Source organism: Neptuniibacter pectenicola, from assembly GCF_001597735.1.
GTDB classification, from domain to species: Bacteria; Pseudomonadota; Gammaproteobacteria; order Pseudomonadales; family Balneatricaceae; genus Neptuniibacter; species Neptuniibacter pectenicola.
In genome coordinates, this window is sequence record NZ_LUTS01000126.1 from 1 (window position 1) to 270 (window position 270).

Annotated in this window: 1 protein-coding gene; it reads right to left on the bottom strand. The window is 45.6% G+C overall.

Annotated features, from left to right (window positions below; translation table 11 throughout):
• The coding region (locus tag A3773_RS17180) for a sensor histidine kinase (protein WP_197462869.1) at window positions 1-270 on the bottom strand (270 nt) is incomplete at both ends.

Sequence of the window (270 nt, forward strand, 5' to 3'; positions counted from 1 at the left end):
TGGATCGGGTACCGCTTTCATCAGTAGTTTGATTAACGCTTGATGGCTTTGGGTTTCTTGCCCTATTAGCTGTAAAGCTTGATCGGTTGCGCCAATTTGAATAAGTCCGGCGATGGTGTGTAGTTTGTTGGAATACTCATGGGACTGACTGCGTAAAGTGTCCGCATATTGTTGAATCCTAGTCAGTTTTTGGCTGATCATATCCAGCTCATCTTTGCGTCGAAAACTGGATACCGCACCGATGATTGTATCGCCCTGTTTTAAGGGGAG